We start from the raw sequence: 18383 nt of genomic DNA on the forward strand, positions 1-18383 counted from the left end.
GAACGTCAGCCTTTGATGGCGCCGGTCAGTACGCCGCGAGTGAAGTAACGCTGCAAGAACGGGTACACCAGCAGGATCGGGATCGTTGCCAACACAACGACGGCCATCTGGATCGCCTCGGATGGCGGCATCGGTCGGCTCGCTACTGCCTGAACGCCGTTCGTCACCGGCTCGCCCTGAATCACATAGAGTCGCAGCACTAATTGGATCGGCCATTTCGACGAGTCGTTGAGGTAGAGGAGGGCAGTGAAGTAGTCGCCCCAGTAGCCGACGCCGTAGAACAGGGCGATAACCGCCAGAACCGGCTTCGAGAGCGGTAACACGATGTGCCAGAAGACTTGGGCGGCATTAGCGCCGTCCAGGTACGCGCTGTCAGTCAGTTCTTCTGGGATGTTCATGAAGAATTGCCGAATGACAATCAGGTTGAATGCGTTGACCAGTGCTGGGAGTACAAGTGCCGCGTAGTTGTCGAGTAACCCGAGGTACCGAATCAACAGATAGTTGGGGATGATGCCCGGGCTGAACAACACATACAGCGGAAGAAACCGCGAAGGACTCGCCGACACCTCGTGCCGCCAGTCCAATGGCACATACGGCACCGGGTCACCGTTCAGCGTCCAGTGCGACGTCTCACGCTGCCCGTTCTCGTAGCCGGCCCACACCACATCAGATGGCGCAAAGGCAATGACCCCGGCGACAGCGGGTGACAGTGCACCGCATAGCAACGCGGCTTCCGATCCGAACGACGACCCGATCACGTACACCCGATCGCAGGACTGCCGCAGCACCTCGATACGTCGAAGGAATGTCTCCAATGGGATCTCCCACGGGCCGTCGTGCTGACCCGGGCCACCGAACCACCGGATCGATTCGGCGACACACCCATACCCGGCAAATATCCGAACCCGATCCTCATCGATCCGGCCACTGGAGCCGGCCAGGACCAAGACCCCGTCCCCAGCAGGCCGGTCAGGAAGCCACCGCACACCTTCCGGATCGGCAAGATCGACACGAATCACTGAACCATCCTGCCGCAGCACCCACTCCTCGACCGATCATGCCGGGCGACCAGGAAGCCCTTCATGATCCCTGGCCAAAAAAACACATTCCAACATCAGTTCCGCGAACGAGCGCTCACCGAACCCGCTGCTGGGACGCGGCGGGTCGAAATCGTCAGCGCGAGGCACTGGCCTGAATCCTGCTAAGCACCCGAGCTGAATTCAGATAGCCAGCACTGGCAACAGTGAGCAGCGCCGCCCCCAGGAACCTGAACCAATCAGCATTCGACCAATCAAAGATGATCACAAGCCAGTTCGCGACTGCGAGCACGCCCCAGATCGTGCCTAGTGCGAGAGAGCCGCGCCAGGTCTGCGTGGCTGCCCACTTCGACCAACGAGCATCCATGTCCTGAACCTAGCCGAGCGACGCGCCGTGAGCGCTTCGATCGCGGCGGGCGATCGTCGGCAAGGCGTTCCTCGACTCGTCCACCGCTCGTCTGTGTTTGAGGTCCGGTCTTCGGCCGACGCCACACGCGGCTGGTACTCACCTTGACAGGAATTCGCCGACGGGCGACTCGACCAGTTGCGGCGTCGTTGATGATGTTGATGGTGTTCGCTACCACCAGAACCTCGACGGCCCCGTCCGAGCCTCTCGTGGCCTTGGGTACTGCTCGCGTGAAATGCTGTGAACGTGCGAGCAGAAGATCCGGGTGATCGCTTCGCGGGAATTGCCCGCGACTTGCAGAGCCAGCCGTCGGAAGAGGCGACGTTGGACAGGGTCGGTGTGTTGGCCCTGGAAACGATTGATGGCTGTGACCACGCCGGGATCACCATCCTGGACCGGCGTGAGCGGATCACCACAGTCGCCGCGACCGACGACGTCGTTCCCACCGCCGATGAGCGCCAGCACGAGTTGGGTGAAGGGCCCTTGCTCCAGGTGCTGGCCGAACAGGACGCGGTGAGTTGTGCGGATCTGGCCCGTGACGACCGTTGGCCACGCTGGGGCAGCTGGGTAACGGACAATCTCGGCGTGAACAGCATGCTCTGCTTCCAGTTGTTCACCACCGAACGGTCCTACGGCGCGCTGAACATGTACAGCGACTCCCGGGCCGGCTTCGACGTCCACGACCGAACCATCGGGCTGGCCTTGGCCGCCCACGCGGCGGTGGCTGTTGCTGCCAGCCATGAATCCGAACACCTGAACATTGCCGTGGTGAATCGGACGATCGTCGGTCAGGCGGAGGGGATCTTGATGGAACGCTACGACCTGACAGCCGAGCAGGCCTTCGCCATGCTGGTCCGGGTGTCCCAGGCGGAGAACCGACGCGTCAATGTCCTCGCCCAGGAACTGATCGCCACTCGCCGCACACCTGGGATCCAACCTCAGTAAGGCCGCCGCCGGCGGCTCGGGCGGTCTCGCCGGCCTGGTGCTCGACCGGCGGGTCTTCGGCGCCCCGGATCCTTGGTACTCCCCAGCGACCCGCGGGCGAGCAGCCCACGGGACGCGGTGCCTCACCACGGCCGGGTACGGCATGACCGGGTCGCCGCGAAGCGTCAAGAGATGCCACACTGGGGAACTACGGCGTTAGTGGCGGCCGGCCGCCCGTAACTCCGAGGGTCGGGCGTCGAGAAGCTGGCGCCCGACCTGCCCTTCAAGCCGCGCCGGCGGCGTTGGACCCCGGGGAGCGCAGCGACCTGGCCGGAGCATCTCCCATCGACTCCGACTGATCCGACAGGGTTTTGCCTGCGGCGGGCTGCTGGCCCGGACGGATCAGAAGCGTGAGCGCCGTGGCCAGCAACCAGAGCATGAACACAACCGCAGAGATTGGTCCGGTGACGCCCTCGACAGTTCCGGTCGCCAGCACCTGAGCCGGCACCCCGAGCAGATGGATGACCGCGCAGCCGACGCCCACCCAGGCGACCGGACGCGGCAGGGTGCGGGTGCGCGCAGCCAGACCGCTCACCGCGAGCAGCGCGATTCCGAACCAGACCCCATCGGTGAAGGTCATCTCCTGAGCCAGCGCGAACAGCGACAGGACGCCGGCGTCTGGCGCACCCATCTGACCAGCCTTGGCCAGCGCATAGTAGACGCCGCTCCACACCATGTCGACGGCGAGATTGGCGGCGAGGAAGCCGTACACGATCGAGGTCACGACACCGGCCCGACGAGTCCGCCACAGCAGCGTCCCGATGAAGCCGGCGACCATGACCATCATCAGCCAGGTCCTCAATCCCTCGGCGTACAGCGCAGTCGGATGCTGATGCACCCAGGCGATGATCTCGGTGTTCTTCGCGTTGCTGAAGAATGGGCCACTGTCCATTCCGAAGAACGCCAGCAGTACCAGCACCAGGCCGCCGACTCCGGCAATCCGGGACACCAGCCGGTACGACGTGTGATTCGGGACTTCCATCTTGGCTCCTCTCATCGGGTTGATGGAGCCAAACGCTAGGAAGCGGGGTCGCGGTTGTCGTCCTCCCGCACGCCCGATCTCGTCATCCCGACGGGTCCTCCTGCAGAAGGACTCCGGACGCCCGCGTGTGGTGCTAACTTCCGCCCATGAGGGCCCTGAGGTCACGACCGGCTCCGGCCGACCTGATGGTCGCGGCGGTGTTTGTGGTGGCCACGGCGACAGAATCGGTGTGGCGTGCCTGGGGCCGACCGGCCTGGCTGGTCCTGGGCCTGACCGGGCTGGTGCCCATGCTGGTGCTGGCCTATCGCCGTCGCTTTCCGCTGGCGGCGCTGACCGTGTACGTCGCCGCCGCCGCGGGTGCAACTGTCGTGCAGTCGCAGCTGCCTGACCCGACCGCGCGCACCACGTCAGCGTTCGTACCGATCATCGCGCTGCTCGTGCTCTGCTACTCCGTCGCAGCACACGGGGACAGACGGGCGGTGTTGCTCGGCGCGCCGCAGCCGATACTCCTGGTTGTCCTTATCGACCTGCTCCAACCCGACGCCGGATCACTGGCGGTCGGCCTGCCCTTCATCGCGTTGATCATCGTCGGGCTCCCGATGCTGGCAGGCTGGCTGGTGCGGTCCCGGGCCGCTCTCCTGACCGAGCTCGATCAGACCGACCGAGCCCTCGCCGAGGAGCATCAGCAGCGTCTGCGCACCGTCCGGGCCCGCGAATCGCTGGCGCTCGCGCAGCGGCTCGCCACCGAACTGGAGAGCGGGCTGTCCAGTCTGCACGAACTCTCCAGACGGCATCAGGCCACACCCGGGGCCGGGATCGCTGAGCTCGAGGCGCAGGCCCGTTCGCTGCTTGCCCATACTCGCCACACGGTCGTCACCCTCACCGAGGATGACGGCAACAATGATTCCGAGCCCGCAGGTCGCTCTCCCGAACGTATCGCGGGGATCGGTCGGGAGGACGGCGCGGCCGGCTGGACGGTCCTGGTCGCGGCGGCAACCGGCATTGCGATAGTGCTCGAGTCGCACGGCCAATGGAGCAACACACCTCTGGCGCTGGTCCTTTGCGGCACGGTCGTTGCCGCGCTTGCGTGCCTGTCGTGGCGGCCACTGGAATGCATAATCCTGGCGTGGGCGGGCACCGCGCTCTTCGTCCACCTTGTCGCGCCGCTCGATCGCGGCGGAAGTCTGGTCGTCAGCGGTCTCGTAGTGACTGGCGCATTCCTGGTGGCATCGCTCGCCGAGCGTCTCCGGGCGCTTGCCGGGCTGCTGGTCAGTGTTCTCGGCAGCGCCCTGGTCCTATCGACAGCCGATCTGCCCGGAGCCGTTGTGCTGGGCTGTCTGGCCTGGCTCGGCGGCCGGGTGTTGCGTGGTCGGCTCCGCCTGCTCCGGCAGGTACGCGCAGCGCACGCAGCGCTCGACCAGCTACGGGCTGAGGAACTTCGTGCATCGAAGCTGGAAGAGCGGGCGGCACTTTCCCGAGACGTGCACGACGCCATCGGACACGGCCTGACTGTCGTCGCCCTGCAGGCGGGCGCCGCGCTGCGCCTGGTCGACCAGGACCCGGCGGCCTGCGCAGCAGCATTGGCCACCATCGAACGGGTTACCGGCCAGGCGCTCGACGACCTGCACCGTGGCTTCGGCTCCACCGGTGACCTCGAGGCGCTGGTCAGTGACGCACGCGCCTCAGGCGTCTGCGTCACGGTGACAGGCACCGTCGAGCCACGCGGCGAACAACAACGGGTGCTGCACCGCGTCCTGCAGGAGGCCCTCACCAACGCGATCCGCCACGCACCGGGAGCCGCCGTGACCGTGTGCTGCGACGAGGACGACTCCGGGACCACGGTGACGGTGAGCAACGGCCCGGCCAGCCGGACGCCCGAGCCGCCGGGTGGCGGCCGCGGGCTCGCCGGAATGCGTGACCGACTGGCCACCGCGGGCGGCACGCTGGACTGGCGGCAGTCGCACGACGGCGGGTTCGTCCTGCACGCCTGGCTGCCGCGGCCCACGCGAAACCCGACGCCGAAACCGCAGCGGGAGGCGACCGCATGACGAACACCCGCGTGGTGATCGTCGATGATCAAGACCTGGTCCGGAACGGCCTCCGACTGATCCTCGCCGCCGAGCCGGACCTGGACGTCGTCGGCGAAGCATCGGATGGACAAAGCGGGCGGAAACTGGTCGGCATGCTGGATCCCGACGTCGTCCTGATGGATGTCCGCATGCCCGGCGAAGACGGGATCACCGCGATCCGGCAGCTCGCGGCATCCGGGTGCCGCGCCCAGCTCCTGATGCTGACCACCTTCGACCTGGACGAGTACGTCTACGACGCACTCACCGCAGGCGCCGCAGGCTTCCTGCTCAAGGACATGTCCGCGACCGAGATCGTCGACGCCGTACGGCAAGCGGCCCGCGGTAGCGACGCACTGCTCGCGCCGGCGCTCACCCGCCGACTGGTCGAGCGGTTCGCACGCAATCGTCCGCGCCTTGCCACCAGCGAGATTCGAGCCCTTGCGTCACTCACCGGGCGAGAACTGGATGTGCTCCGGCTGGTAGCCCGTGGGCTGGCCAACCACGAAATCGCCGCGGAACTCTACATCGGCGAGACCACCGTCAAGACGCACGTGTCACGGGTGTTCGCCAAGCTCGGGCTCCGCGACCGCGTCCAGGCGGTGATCTTTGCATACGAGAGTGGGGTGCTCACCTCGCCCTGAGCTTGCCTCCGACGGACGCTCCGGCCGCTCCGGAGGTTGCGATCCCTGCTGCGGTGCCGGCGATCAGCTCCATGAACCACCGACTCTACGGGCTCCTCGACAGCGTCCGGAGAGGATCTGCACTGTGCACTGGCGGATTCGAACGCCGTCCGACGCGGCCATACTCAGAAGATGAGCAACGTCATCGTCATCACGGGCGCGTCCAGTGGGTTCGGAGCGCTGTCGGCGAGGGCTCTGGCCGATGCCGGTCACACCGTCTACGCAGGGATGCGGGCCACCGCCGGGCACAACGCGCCCGAGGTCAAGGCCGCCGCCGACTACGCCGCCGAGCACGACGTTGATTTGCGATCGATCGAACTCGACGTGAGTTCGCAGGAGTCGGTCGACACCGCGATCACACAGATCGAGGCTGATCACGAACGCATCGACGTCCTGATCCACAACGCCGGGCATATGGTGGTCGGTCCGGCCGAAGCGTTCACGCCCGAGCAACTCGCCGGGTTGTACGACGTGAACGTACTGTCCACGCAGCGGGTCAATCGCGCTGTGCTGCCGGGCATGCGTCGCCGTGGCCACGGGCTGGTCATCTGGGTGTCCAGTTCCAGCGTGAAAGGTGGCACGCCGCGGTATCTGGCGCCGTACTTCGCCGCCAAGGCCGGAATGGACTCGCTGGCGGTGAGTTATGCCGCTGAGCTTTCGCGCTGGGGGGTGGAGACCACGATCGTGGTGCCGGGATCGTTCACCAGCGGCACCAACCATTTCGCCCATGCCGGTCGTCCGGCCGACACCGAGGTCGAGGCCGAGTACGAGTCGAGGTACGCAGGTCTGATGGATCAGGTCTCGGGAAAGCTCGCTGCTCTGTTCCCGGCTGGTGCCGATGTTTCGATGGTCTCCGACGAGATCACCCGGATCGTCGCGCTCCCGGCTGGCCAGCGTCCGTACCGGGTCCACATCGACCCGGTGAACGACGGGTCCGAGGAGGTCTCAAACGTCGCGGACCGGGTCCGCCGCGAGTTCTACGCCAGGATCGGACTCCTTGATCTGCTGGCAGTTTCGAACTAATCAACCACAGAGAACTCATGCGAAAGGAAGCATCATGCGCACTGCTGTCGCAACCGGGGTGGGTCAGCCCCTGTCGATCGAGGAACGGAAGGTGCCGACGCCTGGCCCGGGCGAGGTTCTTGTCAGGCTGGTTGCGTGCGGCGTGTGCTATACCGATCTGGGCCTGCTCCAAGGTCACTACTCCTTCGCCCGATTTCCGGTGGTGCCGGGACATGAGGTGAGCGGTGTGGTCGAGCGGGTCGGCGACGGCGTGGCGTTTCCAGCCGTCGGCACCCGGGTCGGAGCACAGTTCCTGTACGACTCTTGCGGGCACTGTGACTACTGCGTACGCGGGGAGCAAATCCTCTGCCCCGCAAAGGTTCTCACCGGCATCGTGACCGACGGCGGGTATTCCGAGTATGCGATCTTCAAGGCCGCGTTCGTCACCCCGCTGCCTGAGGGACTTGATCCGATAGCAGCCGCGCCGCTGATGTGCGCGGGAATCACTGCGTACAACGGTCTGCGGCAGGCCGGCATAACGCCGGAGTCCAGAGTCGCGATCATTGGCGCGGGCGGTATCGGCGCATTGGCCATTCAGTACGCCGCCGCAATGGGCGCTCGGGTTGCGGTCATCGGACACTCGCGCCGGTCGGAAAAGGAGGCGCTGTCGCTGGGGGCCGAGCTGTACATCGCCAGCGGTGAAGAGGATCCGGCGGCAGCACTGAAGGCATGGGATGGCGGAGCGAATATCGTCCTGAACGCGGCCCCGACCACCGCGGCAGCCGCAGCGACTCTCGGCGGACTGGCCCCGGACGGCACGCTGGTGCTGTGCGGATATGACGCCGAGAACCTATCGCTGCCATCCCAGCCCATGGTTCTCAACCGGCTGCATGCCATGGCGAATCCGTCCGGTTCACCTCACAACCTGCGCGACACGCTTCGTTTCTCGACCAATCACAACATCCTGCCCGAGATCACTCCGATCTCGCTGGACCAGGTACAAGCCACACTTGATGGTATGGCTGCAGGAACCGTACATGGTCGTCGAGTGATTGTTTTCTGATCATCCCTACCTGCCGCCTTCCAATTCGGACGCCACCGGCGAACCTGCGCCGGTGGGCGTTCTCAGCCAGGAACAGAGCAGTTGCGTCCCAGCGGGGATCGGCTGGCACAGACCCTTCCACAGCCGACCTGGACTTCACATCTGCGGCTGCCCCATTCATGTCGCCTGCGTCGGGTCAGTCACCGCGCGGAGCGTCAGAGGGAAACCCGGTCCAGTTGGGTCCGCGAGTTGATCGCGAGCTTGGTGAACACCTTGTGGAGATGGTACTGAACCGTGCGGGCGCTGATGAACAACCGACTCGCGATATCGGGATTGCTCAACCCGTCCCGGGCCAGACGAGCGATCATGGTTTCTTGGGCGGTCAACGTGTTTCCGGTCGAAGCGGTTCGCTTGCGGGCGGTCTCGCCGGTCGCTTGGAGTTCGCGTCGGGCCCGCTCGGCGAATGCCTCCATACCCATAGCATCGAACATCCGGTACGCCGTGCGCAGCTGGTTGCGGGCGTCGGCGCGGCGCCGTTCACGACGTAACCACTCGCCGTAGAGCAGCCGTGTCCGCGCCAGTTCGGCATCGACGGAGGTCTGTTGCAGGCTGGCCAGCGCGTCACGGAACTGTGTCTCTGCCTCCGCTCCTTCGGCCACTAACGCCTTCGACCGGGCGCCGACTCCGCGCGCCCAGTTCGTTCCGCTGGCAGCGGTCATCTCGGCGATCCAATCGGCAGCTTCGATCGCGACCCCGGTCTCGCCCCTCCGGGCTGCCGCTTCGACCAACTCCGCTGCTGCCCAATTCGCGATGCCGGGATAGTGACGATCCGGATACTCCTGCAGATCAAGGGCCCGCTGGGCGGCGGCCATGGCATGGGCGTACTCACCGAGTCCGTTGTGCAGGATTGCCCGCGTCCACTCCGCGACAGCGGCGCTGATGCCCTCACCCCTCGACGTCCCGCGCTCGGCAGCGGAACCGATCAGCGAGTAGGACTCGTCCCGTCGGCCACGCATCGCGGCCAGGCACATGCCGCTGTACGGCGCCAACTGGCTGGCCGTCGCGTCGGTCACGGCGGCCTGCTCCTCAGCCAGCACCGCCAGGCCGACGAGATCCCCGGTGAACGACAGCATCATCGCGCGCGTACTCAGCGCCAGCGGCAGCTCACTCAGCGCTCCGGAGGTGCGGGCCAGCTCGACGTATCGCCTGGAAAGAGTCGACCATTGATCGTCATCCCAAAGGTGAAGGGCCGCCAAGGTCATCAGCCACATCCAACGCAACTCCCGGTCCGCCGGCATGACGCCGGATCGGACCTCGTCGAACGCTACCAGCGCGTGCTGGAGGTTCCCGACGCCGGCTGCGTAGCCGTCGGTGAAGTTCGCAGCCAGGCCGGCCAGCAGGAAGTCCGTCGGCTCACGATCGGCCGGAACCGGCATTGAGAGTGCGGCCCGGGCTACGTCCAGCACTCCGCCTCCCGGGCTCGCGGCGCGACCGGCGAAGGCGGAGGCCGCGAGTGCGTCCAGGTACGTGTCCCGGGCCGTAGCGGGATCGATGGTCCGGAATCGCTCCGCGGCGCGGAATAGCAGCAACGGTGCCTCACCCCCACGGCTCAGGGCGAAGGCCAGGTGCGCCCTGGCCAGTGCCACAGTCGCCGCCTGGAGGTCGGTCAGCGGGCCGGACTCTGCCAGCTCCAGCAATTCCCCGGCCGCGTTGAACTCACCTGCCGTAAGTTTTGCCATGGCCGCTGTCAACGCCCGTTGGGCCCGTCGGACCGGATCCAGCGTCAGGATCGCCGCCCGCTCGAGGAACGCGGCTGCCGCGACCAACCCGCCGCGCGCCCGCGCCCGGCCCGCCGAGCGTTCCAGCTCCACGGCAACCGCCTCGTCCGGACCACCGGCCGCCTGAGCCAGGTGCCAGCTGTATCGATCCGGATCACGTTCCCGGTTGGTCTCCGCCGCCAGAGCGCCGTGTACCTGCTGTCGATCGCTGGGCCGAGCCGACCAGTAGCTGACGGATCGGGCCAGCGGATGCCGGAACCGAACCCGTGCCCCGAACTCCGCCAGCCCGGCGTCGACGATCGGAGCTTCGGCATCGGCCTCGATACCGAGCCGGTGAGCGGCCCGCCGGACCAGGGCGGGGTCGCCGGTCGGGTCAGCTGCCGCGATCCTGATCAGCTGACGGCTCTGCGCGGGTAGCAACCCGATCCGGTAGCGGAAGCCCTCCTCGACGTCGCCCCACAGCGCTGTGCCACCAGGGATCGCGAATCCGCCGGCCAGCTCGGCGGGTGTGTTGCCACGCACCAGCTCCATCATTGCCAGTGGATTGCCCCGAGTCTCGGCAACGATCTGGTCCCGAACCCGCTGGTCCAGCGACGCCGTCAACACGGAGTCCAGCAGTGTCCTGGAGTCCGCCTGCGACAGTTCGGCGATTTTCAGGGTCGGCAACCCGGTGAGTTCGCGGCCGGGTACCCGGGTGCCGAAGACAAGCCCCACTGACTCGGCGCCAAGCCGTCGGGCGACGAATGCCAGGACCTGGATCGAGGCGTGATCCAGCCATTGTTGATCATCAACAAGACACAACAGCGGTTTGTCCCTGGCCACCTCCGACAACAGGCCAAGCACCGACAACCCGGTCATGAACATGTCGGGTGGCGCCCCGTCCGCGACGCCGAACACCATGGCCAGAGCCTGCCGCTGTGGGGGCGGCAACCGGTCGATCCGGGAGACGTGCGGCGCACACAACTGGTGCAGCCCCGCGAACGGCAACTCCATCTCCGACTGCACGCCCCCGGCGCGGGCGATCTGGCATCCCTTCGAGTGGCCGTCGATGTAATCCAGTAGTGCGGTTTTGCCGACGCCCGGGACACCGTGGATCACCAAGGGACCGCTACCGCCGGCGCGAACAACCTCGATTAATTGATCGATCCTGGCACATTCCTGCTGCCGGCCGATCAGGACGTTGCTGCGTCTCCCCGTTGGCGGACTGACTTGTCCAGACACTGTCTCACGCTATACCGCCAGGTCGCCCCGGCGCACCGGTCGCTTGCCTGGCCAGTGGCTGATGCGAAGCCACCTCACGCTTGCCGACTTCCTGATCAAGCTGGACTTGTTGGCCGACGAGGACGCCACTGACGACGATGTCCGTGGCAGCACCACCGCGATGATCATCGATTCGGAGGTGGTCACATCCCGATCCTTCCGAACGTCGCGGCGCCTCGCGGCCGATCGCTCCCCCACCCTCGTGCGCGCCGCACCACTTGCGCGGCCGCGCACCACTTGCGCGGCCGCGCACCACTTGCTCGGCGCCGCGCCACTTGCTCGGCGCCGCGCCACTTGCTCGGCGCCGCACCACTTGCTCGACCCCGCACCAGTTCCCCGGCCGCGCACCGGCTGCAGTTGGTGCGCCGCCGAGTACGTACAGCGGGAACGAGTACGTGGTGCGGGACCGGCCAACTGGTGCAGGCCGACCAACTGGTGCGCGAATGACCGGCACCGGCCGCCGCAGGTCGCACCACCTAATCGATGCCGCACCACTTGCTCGACGCAGCACCAGTTCCCCGGCCGCGCACCCGCTGCAGTTGGTGCGCCGCCGAGTACGTACAGCGGGAACGAGTACGTGGTGCGGGACCGACCAACTGGTGCAGGACCGACCAACTGATGCGCGAATGACCGGCACTGACCGCCGCACGTCGCTGACCGCCGCCGACGAGTACGGCGGTCCGGTCCGGGCGGAGACATCGAAAGAGCCGCGATCACAGTTAGCGCCCCTCTTACACTGCTCTACCTCACCGGACGCACCGACCCTCAAGGCGAGCAGACGGCACTCGCGGCGATCGACACACTCCGGGCGTTCTACAACCACCCCGAACAGCTCGCCCGCCAACACGTTGAACTGCGATGCTGGGACGCCCGATAGCCGTTCCGTTCGTCGGTCGCCAAAGGATGTCGGTCTCCACATCGCGATGCTGATGACCGGTCCTCGGTCTTGACGGCCACCTGAGCACTGCGCGGCTCATTGGCCACTCCGGCCAGACTCTGGTTACGCCTCCTACTAGTTCCGGGCGCAGGCCATGAGGAGGTTTCCGTCCGGGTCCCGGAACTGGAGGAACGAGACGCTGCCGATGTCTTGGACGTCGCCCACCGTATCGACCTGCAGGCCCTCAAGATGTGCTCGTACCGATTCGAGGTCATCGACCCACCAGAAGAACCGCGGTGGTCCGTCGGCGGTGAAATCCGGCTGGTTGGCATCCAGCGCCAACCCGACTTCGCCGAGGGCAGGAAGATCATAGATTGTGCCCTCGTGGGTTGCTTTCCGCGCGGGCAGCCCGAGCAGTCGGGTGTACCACCCGATCGCCGTCGGCATGTCCCGGACTGGGATGAAGACCTGGCCGATAAGGTTCGGGATCGGTACGGATTCGGGCGCCACACGCGGATGATACTCATTCCCGCAGATCTTGCCGAGCGGCAACTCGGTCAATTGTGGCATTGTTGATCTTGGTCGGTGCTCGCTAGCCAGCACAGCCACCCCAGACAAGATCACCTCGACCTCGTCGTACGCATATCACCGAGCGCGGCCTCGCCACTGGAGTCGGTGTCTTGACGGGCGGTCCCGGCGGACGCGTGGCGGTTGGCAGTCCCAGGGAGGGGCAAGATCGAACAGTCCCTGATCACCACCGTCGATCTCTCCTTGTGGGTCCGATCGCGGGCGACGGCGGGATCACACAGCTTGTCAACGGTCCCACCCGCCAGCATGATCGGTGAGCCAGATCGCGGTGGCCCGCCAACTAACTGATCACTGATCAACATGATCTCGGTCGCAGGTACGGTTTCGGTCATTGATCGGTCGGAACTTGCGCTGCGTGCGAGCGGTGGTCCTGCAATCACAGACCACGAGCCAGACCATGGCGCCGGCCTGGTTGGGGCCCCCGGGTCATTCTCGGCTCCGACCGGGCTGAAGGTATCCGGTCTCGTAGGCCAGCACGACGACCTGCACCCGGTCGTGCAGGTCCAACTTGGTCAGTATGCGAGCGACATGGGTCTTCACCGTCGCTTCGCCGAGAAACAGCGTCGCGGCGATCTCCGCGTTCGACTTTCCCGCTGCGACGAGTGCAAACACCTCGAGCTCTCGGCCGGTGAGTGCAGCCAGCGCTGTCGGGATCCCGGTCCTGGGGGGTGGGGCAGCCACGAACCGCTCGACGAGCCGACGGGTCAACGTGGGAGACAGTACTGCGTCGCCGCGGGCGGCCATCCGGATGGCACCGACCAGTTGGTCGCGCGGTACGTCCTTGAGCAGGAATCCACTGGCTCCCGCGGCCATCGCGAAGTAGACCAGTTCATCCAAATCGAACGTGGTCAACATCAGCACGTGGCTGGCCGATCCTGCGGCGACGAGTTTGCGGGTCGCCTCGACCCCGTCCATGACCGGCATGCGGATGTCCATCAGTACAACGTGTGGCGCGTGACTTGCCACTTGGCGGAGGCACTCACCGCCGTCAGCGGCTTCAGCGACCACCTCGATGTCATCTTCGAGGTCCAGGATGAGCCGGAACCCGGCGCGGACGAGTTCCTGGTCATCACAGATGAGTACCCGGATCGCTGGCGAACTGCTCATCGGATCGGGTTGATCGGGAGCCGCGCCATCAACCTGAAGCCGCCTCGCGCCGTGGGGCCGGCTTCCAAAGTCCCGCCTGCCGCATGAGCCCGCTCCCGGGCGCCGATGAGCCCGTGGCGAGTCGACAGTCTGCTGCTGTGCCCAGGAGCTGATGTCGGTGGTTCGTTGTCGACCTGAATCACGAGTTCGCCTCCGCTCCGCGCAACGAGCAGCTGGGTAGGCACATTTCCGGCGTGCTTCTGGACATTGGTCAGGCCCTCCTGGGCAATCCGGAATGCGGCCAGGTCCAAACCTGACGGTAGGACACCGTCGACCCGCACGTCGGCGCACACCGGAAGCCCCGACTGCCGCAATCCGGCGACGAGCTGTGGCAGGTCACCCAGACCGCGGACTGGCGCCAGGTCCTCGGATCGGTTGTCGTCATCCTCGACGCGCAGCAGGTGCAGCAGTTGGCGCATGTCGGTCAGGGCATCCCGCGCACTGTCGCGGATCGCGCGCATCGGCGGGCGGGCGCGCTGCGGCTCCTTGTCCAGCGCCGCGTCGGCGGCGTCAGCCTGGACGGCGATGACGCTGAGGCTATGGGCAACCATGTCGTGGAGGTCGCGGGCAATCCGGGTTCGTTCCTCGGCGACAGCTATCCGAGCGAGGTCGCGTTGGTGTTGCTCGGCATAGGTGGCCCGGTTCCGCCACGAACGAGTACCACGTCCGAACAACCACACGCCCCCGAAGATCAACGTGTCGAAGGCGTAATCGGATCCCTGGTCGAACCACTCGCAGCAGAACTGGCTGCCCAACACCATGCCGATACCAACCAATGCCCAGCCCTCATCACGCTCGGCAGCGACCGTATAAGAGACGACCAGAAACGCCACCAGGGCCCACAGCGTGTTCGAACTGCTACCGGTCAAGATCGACTGCGCCACCGCCAGAACAGCGATGACACCCGTGACCGTCACTGGAAACCTCGTCCGGACCGCGATCACCAGGGTGCTGATCAAGGCGATCGGTACGGTGACGACCAAAGGCCGCTCCTGGACCTGCCCGGTCAGCAGTCCACCGACCGCCAGGACACAGAGCGCCGCTGCCAGCGCTGCATCAACGACCGGGACCCGACCCAGCACCTTGGGCAACAGAAGGCGTCCCATGTCGCCGATGCTAGGACGTCAGCGCTCCGGCTGCGGTCAACATTCCGGATGAGCCACCTCCATCCCAAGGATGATCACGATCATCAGCCCATCCGATGCGCCGCGCGGCCCGCCTCATAGAGGTTCGAACCATGACAACCACACATCATCGCCGTGTCGCCGCCGGCGGTCTGGTCCTTGGCCCACTGCTCTTCACCCTCGCCGACCTGCTCCGACGGCTCATCGAACCTACGGGCATCAACTCCGCGACGACAATCACCCGCGCCGTCGACCAACACCGCGGCGCGTGGCTCGCCGCCGGTCTTCTCAGTGTTGCCTCCGCCTACTGTTTCGTTGCGGGCGTAGCAGGCCTGATCACCACGGCCAGCGGACGCGGGGCCCGGTTCACCACGGTCGGCGCAGTCCTGACAGGCATCGGCGCGGTGGCCTCGGTCGGCCACGCGGTCGCGTTCTACTCCCCGTACGCGCTGTACGACACGGCCCGCATCACCGCGTCGGACATCGAGGCACTCGACCGCGCCTCCGAAACCTCTCCCCTGCTGATCGCCATCGTGGTCCTCTTCATGATCGGGATGATGGTCGGACCCGTCATCCTGCTGTTCGGCATGCTTCGAGGCCGCCGGACGCCCGTCTGGTCGTTCGTGGCAGCCATAGTCTTCGTCGCCTGCGGCTCCACCAGCGGCGCCGCCGCCGGAGTGCTCGCCATCGCCGCCGCCCTGGCCGCCTTCATCCCGGCCGCCCGCAGCCTGACCGCCCCGTCTCCGATCCGGCTGCAGCATCCCGCTGTCCAAGGCAGCATCCAACCCCGATGACCGACCCGAAGGCGACTCGCGCCGCCGCTCCGGCCGGACGGCTTAGGTGTTCGTCCATAAGGAGACGAATGCGGCTGCGGCCAACCCAAGCCGTGCGACGCCGGCCGTGGGTGACCCGAACAAGGTTGCGGCGCCCAGATGCCGCCTCCCTGCAGTCCGACGAGGCCCACTGGCCGGACGTCCCGTCGACGGGGACCGGACAGCTGACCACAATGATTGTGTGAACAACGACGAGACAGCTCCGGCCGGCACCGTCTGGCCGGATGCCGTACCCCCGAAAGACGATCAAGCAGAGTTGGCGCGCGTCGAGGAGGTGATCGCTGCCGGGCCGTTCTCGGCGACCTGGGAATCGCTCGCCGGCTATCAGGTCCCGAATTGGTTCCGTGATGCCAAGTTCGGCGTCTTTCTGCACTGGGGTGCCTACACCGTGCCGGCCTTCGGCAACGAGTGGTACCCGCGGAACATGTATCTCGAGGGCTCGCCGGAGTTCGGCCATCACCGCGACACCTACGGCCCGCACACCGACTTCGGGTACAAGGATTTCCTGCCTCACTTCACCGCCGAGCATTGGGATCCACAGGCGTGGGCGAGCTTGTTCAAGCGGTCCGGCGCTCAGTTCGTCGTCCCGGTCGCCGAACACCATGACGGCTTCGCGATGTATGAGACGGAACGGTCCCGCTGGAACACCACCACGATCGGTCCGCACCGCGACATCGTCGGGGATCTCGGCAAGGCCGTACGTGATCAGTGGCTGGTCCTGGGCGTCTCGTCACACCGGGCTGAGCACTGGTTCTTCCTGAACGGCGGCACCAGGTTCGACTCCGACGTCACCGATCCCGAGTTCGCCGACTTCTACGGTCCGGCCCAGCGTGAGGAACTGTCCCCCAACGACGCCTATCTGATCGACTGGTTCCTGCGGACCGTGGAGTTGATCGACCGGTACCAGCCGCAGGTCCTCTGGTTCGACTGGTGGATCGAACAGCCGGCCTTCGAGCCGTGGCTGCGCAAGCTGGCCGCCTACTACTACAACGTCGCCGCCGGCTGGGGCCGGGGCGTGGTGATCCAGTACAAGTGGAACGCGTTCGCGCCAGGGACCGCCGTGCTCGATCTTGAGCGCGGGGCCATGGGCTCGGTCCACCCCGACGTCTGGCAGAACGACACGTCGGTCGGCCGGACGTCGTGGAGCTGGATCCCCGACCACCAGTACAAGACCTTGGCTGAGTTGATCGCCGAGCTGGTCGACGTGGTCGCAAAGAACGGCGTACTGCTGCTCAACATCGGCCCCAAATCCGACGGCACGATCGCCAAGGAGGAACAGGAGCTGCTGACCGGTATCGGCGACTGGCTACGCGTCAACGGCCAGGCCATCTACGGCTCTCGCCCGTGGGTGATCGCGGCCGAGGGCCCGACCGGCCAGGCGGAAGGTTCCTTCATCGACAGCGCCGAACGGCGTTTCACCAGCGCCGACATTCGCTTCACCGTCCAGGAAAGGTACGGCAATCGGCGACTGTACGCGACCCTGCTCGACTGGCCCGCCGACGGTATCGCTCGGATCGAGGCGCTCGGCACAGCGGCCGGGCGGTTGGAAGAAGCAATCGGATCAGTGCAGCTGCTCGGTGTCGACGGTGATCTTGAATGGACCAGGACCGACGACGCCTTGATCGTGAGGCTGCCTGATCATCGTCCGAGCACGGTCGGAGCCGTGCTTCGGGTGACCCCTGAGCCGGCCGACCCACAAGCGCGGATACCGTTCGGCCACCAGCTCTGAGATTGACCGAGCCGTGTATGACGACCGAGGTCACGCCAGGCCGGCAGGTCACATGATCGCAATCCCGATGCCGGCTACAAGGACAGCGACGAAGACTGCCCAGACGCGAGTCGCCCGGTGAATCCAGTTGCGGCGCAGGCATGGTCGGCCGGTCGTTCAGGCCTCGGCAGTGGTCTGCGACCAGCGCCGACCGATGACGGCGACCGGGATGAGCAGCAGCGCGCCAATACCCTGCATCGCCCCGTACCAGATCGGGGCGACGCCCGGGATGAAGTCGATGACGATCACCGCTATGGGCAGGACTACCGCGATCAGAGTGAGCCGACGGGTGATCGACGCGTCACCCCGCCCGGCCCGGCGTGCCATCCACAGCAGGACTGGGGACACTGCGACCAGGATGGCCGCTCGGACCCACATGAATGTGCTCGGTCTCCCGCCCGCCAGCGCCGTCGTGATCACCGTGGCTAGCGCGATCGCGTTGCACACGGCGAAGATCCAGATGCATTTGTACGCCGTCCCGAACGCCTCGGATCGCCCTGATCGTTGCCCTTCCGTCTGCCCTCGTCCCATCACGTCATCTCCCTCGGTCGCGCCGATGGCTCACGCTTACCGCGCCGGATCCGCCGCAGGCACGGGTCCGAAGGCGCTGTTCAGGTAGGCCTCGCGACGGTGGCCGCTTAGACTCCGACACCCAGGCGTGGCGCTCGGCAGTGTTCGGCAGGATGTTGGCTGGATGTTGGCTGGTGATGGTGCGGTGAGATTCTCTCTGTCCTCGATTGCTGTCCGGCGCGATGCTTGCGACAGCTGCGGAGGAAATACTCCATACTGCGTGACTCTTAGTAGAAT

The 18383-nt window shown here is 66.1% G+C and carries 15 protein-coding genes; 7 read left to right on the forward strand and 8 right to left on the reverse strand.

Annotation, left to right across the window (positions count from 1 at the left end; genetic code table 11):
- Window positions 1-5: 5 nt before the first annotated feature.
- Window positions 6-1040 (reverse strand): carbohydrate ABC transporter permease, encoded by a 1035-nt coding sequence (locus GJV80_RS06740; protein ID WP_230208199.1) that lies wholly within the window; start codon window positions 1038-1040, stop codon window positions 6-8.
- Between the two features lie 133 nt (window positions 1041-1173).
- Window positions 1174-1404, reverse strand: a complete 231-nt coding sequence (locus GJV80_RS06745; RefSeq protein ID WP_154687233.1) for a hypothetical protein — start codon at window positions 1402-1404, stop codon at window positions 1174-1176.
- Between the two features lie 285 nt (window positions 1405-1689).
- Between GJV80_RS06745 and GJV80_RS06750 the strand changes: the two genes are divergently transcribed.
- Window positions 1690-2388: a GAF and ANTAR domain-containing protein gene (locus GJV80_RS06750; protein WP_195909207.1), complete on the forward strand. Its 699-nt coding sequence runs from the start codon at window positions 1690-1692 to the stop codon at window positions 2386-2388.
- Between the two features lie 262 nt (window positions 2389-2650).
- Here the strand turns inward: GJV80_RS06750 and GJV80_RS06755 are convergent, their stop codons facing one another.
- Window positions 2651-3409 carry a hypothetical protein gene (locus GJV80_RS06755; protein WP_154687235.1) on the reverse strand — a complete coding sequence of 253 codons (759 nt, stop codon included), beginning with the start codon at window positions 3407-3409 and terminating at the stop codon, window positions 2651-2653.
- 146 nt (window positions 3410-3555) lie between these two features.
- On the opposite strand from GJV80_RS06755, the gene GJV80_RS06760 reads away from it, so the two are divergent.
- From GJV80_RS06760 to GJV80_RS06775, 4 genes are all read left to right on the forward strand, one after another.
- A complete protein-coding gene (locus tag GJV80_RS06760) occupies window positions 3556-5457 on the forward strand; it encodes a histidine kinase (protein WP_154687236.1) in 1902 nt (633 codons plus the stop codon).
- Complete coding sequence (locus tag GJV80_RS06765) at window positions 5454-6119, forward strand: response regulator transcription factor (protein ID WP_154687237.1); 666 nt, start codon at window positions 5454-5456, stop codon at window positions 6117-6119. The genes GJV80_RS06760 and GJV80_RS06765 overlap by 4 nt, the downstream gene beginning before the upstream one ends.
- Window positions 6120-6290: 171 nt before the next feature.
- Window positions 6291-7181 (forward strand): SDR family oxidoreductase, encoded by an 891-nt coding sequence (locus GJV80_RS06770; protein ID WP_154687238.1) that lies wholly within the window; start codon window positions 6291-6293, stop codon window positions 7179-7181.
- Window positions 7182-7215: 34 nt separating this feature from the next.
- Window positions 7216-8223 carry an alcohol dehydrogenase catalytic domain-containing protein gene (locus GJV80_RS06775; protein ID WP_154687239.1) on the forward strand — a complete coding sequence of 336 codons (1008 nt, stop codon included), beginning with the start codon at window positions 7216-7218 and terminating at the stop codon, window positions 8221-8223.
- 194 nt (window positions 8224-8417) lie between these two features.
- Here the strand turns inward: GJV80_RS06775 and GJV80_RS06780 are convergent, their stop codons facing one another.
- The 4 genes from GJV80_RS06780 to GJV80_RS06795 all read right to left on the reverse strand — a co-directional run bounded on the left by GJV80_RS06780 (window position 8418) and on the right by GJV80_RS06795 (window position 14957).
- Window positions 8418-11201, reverse strand: a complete 2784-nt coding sequence (locus GJV80_RS06780) for a LuxR family transcriptional regulator (protein WP_154687240.1) — start codon at window positions 11199-11201, stop codon at window positions 8418-8420.
- Between the two features lie 1051 nt (window positions 11202-12252).
- The gene (locus GJV80_RS06785) at window positions 12253-12627 is read right to left on the reverse strand and encodes a VOC family protein (RefSeq protein WP_230208200.1); all 375 of its coding nucleotides are present in this window, start codon (window positions 12625-12627) and stop codon (window positions 12253-12255) included.
- 504 nt (window positions 12628-13131) lie between these two features.
- The gene (locus GJV80_RS06790; RefSeq protein WP_154687242.1) at window positions 13132-13812 is read right to left on the reverse strand and encodes a response regulator transcription factor; all 681 of its coding nucleotides are present in this window, start codon (window positions 13810-13812) and stop codon (window positions 13132-13134) included.
- Window positions 13809-14957: a sensor histidine kinase gene (locus GJV80_RS06795; protein ID WP_154687243.1), complete on the reverse strand. Its 1149-nt coding sequence runs from the start codon at window positions 14955-14957 to the stop codon at window positions 13809-13811. Before GJV80_RS06795 ends, GJV80_RS06790 begins: the two co-directional genes overlap by 4 nt.
- Before the next feature lie 131 nt (window positions 14958-15088).
- Here GJV80_RS06795 and GJV80_RS06800 point away from each other — a divergent pair, with 131 nt between their 5' ends.
- Complete coding sequence (locus tag GJV80_RS06800) at window positions 15089-15769, forward strand: hypothetical protein (RefSeq protein WP_154687244.1); 681 nt, start codon at window positions 15089-15091, stop codon at window positions 15767-15769.
- 220 nt (window positions 15770-15989) lie between these two features.
- The gene (locus GJV80_RS06805) at window positions 15990-17537 is read left to right on the forward strand and encodes an alpha-L-fucosidase (protein WP_230208201.1); all 1548 of its coding nucleotides are present in this window, start codon (window positions 15990-15992) and stop codon (window positions 17535-17537) included.
- A 156-nt stretch (window positions 17538-17693) separates the two neighbouring features.
- Here GJV80_RS06805 and GJV80_RS06810 read toward each other — a convergent pair whose 3' ends face one another.
- A complete protein-coding gene (locus GJV80_RS06810; RefSeq protein ID WP_154687245.1) occupies window positions 17694-18107 on the reverse strand; it encodes a hypothetical protein in 414 nt (137 codons plus the stop codon).
- Between the last annotated feature and the right edge of the window lie 276 nt (window positions 18108-18383).

The sequence above is a fragment of the Microlunatus sp. Gsoil 973 genome (genome assembly GCF_009707365.1).
Lineage (GTDB): Bacteria > Actinomycetota > Actinomycetes > Propionibacteriales > Propionibacteriaceae > Microlunatus.